Below are 990 nucleotides of genomic sequence, written 5' to 3'. Positions count from 1 at the left end.
AGAGGCTGTTGAGAAGAAAGCGGACCAAATGCAGCATCGATGCTGATTTGCAACGCACGCCCCAAAGGAGCCGTTGATTCAGCATGCAACATCGTCGCCTTGAGAGGTGATCGCATGTCCCCGAACCGGTATCCGTCCGACTTGACCGATGACGAGTGGGCTGTCGTTTCGAAGCTTTTCACGAAGAGTGAGCATCGCGGAGCGCAGCGCAAACACGACCTGAGGCGCATCATTGACGGATGCTTGTATGTCCTGCGTGGCGGAATCGCTTGGCGCATGATGCCCCACGATCTGCCGCCCTGGACGGACGTGTACGATCACTTCCGCCGCTGGCGCAAAAGCGGCAAGTGGGAACAGGTCAACGCGGCGCTGCGTGAGCAGTATCGAACCCGGCGCGGGCGCAAAGCGCAGCCAACCGCGGCCGCCATCGACAGCCAATCCGTGAAGACGACCGAGTCCGGCGGCCCGCGTGGCTATGATGGTGGCAAGAAGATCAGTGGACGCAAACGGCAGACTCTGGTCGATACAGAAGGCGACGTTCTGAAGGTACGGGTGCATCCGGCCGATCTTCATGACAAGGCCGGAGGCATCCTCCTGCTGTCAGGCTTGCACCTGTGGTTTCCCGCGATCCAACTCGTGTGGGCGGACACGCATTATCAGGGACTGAGGACCTGGGCCAAAGATCGGCTCGGCTGGACCATCGAAGTCGTCAAGCATTGGTGGACCGGGGTTCAGGGCTTCTGGCTCGCCCCGGGCCAGGAGCCGCCAGAAATTCCCAAAGGATTCCATGTTCTGCCGCGCCGCTGGGTGGTGGAAAGGACATTCGCATGGCTTGGCAGGCATCGCCGCTTGTCAAAAGATTACGAGCGCCTTCCGGAGTCGGAGGAGACGTTTATTTACATGGCGATGAGCCATATTCTCGTGAAGCGGCTCGCCCGCCCACCCACAAGTTTCCTCTAAATCTCAGCAGCTTTCTTCTCAACAGCCTCT

General features: G+C 59.5%; 1 protein-coding gene. It reads left to right on the top strand.

Annotation, left to right across the window (positions count from 1 at the left end; all coding sequences use genetic code 11):
• Positions 1-114 precede the first annotated feature (114 nt).
• Positions 115-960, top strand: a complete 846-nt coding sequence (locus tag QSG27_RS29040; RefSeq protein WP_306712337.1) for an IS5 family transposase — start codon at positions 115-117, stop codon at positions 958-960.
• Positions 961-990 lie beyond the last annotated feature (30 nt).

Origin of the sequence: Azospirillum isscasi (assembly GCF_030849505.1) — a bacterium.
Lineage (GTDB): Bacteria > Pseudomonadota > Alphaproteobacteria > Azospirillales > Azospirillaceae > Azospirillum > Azospirillum isscasi.
This window is presented reverse-complemented; position numbering and strand designations above follow the sequence as displayed.

Bases quoted from the DNA above. Each gene is read 5' to 3' on its own strand.
- QSG27_RS29040 (WP_306712337.1), top strand. From the start codon at position 115: ATGTCCCCGAACCGGTATCCGTCCGACTTGACCGATGACGAGTGGGCT.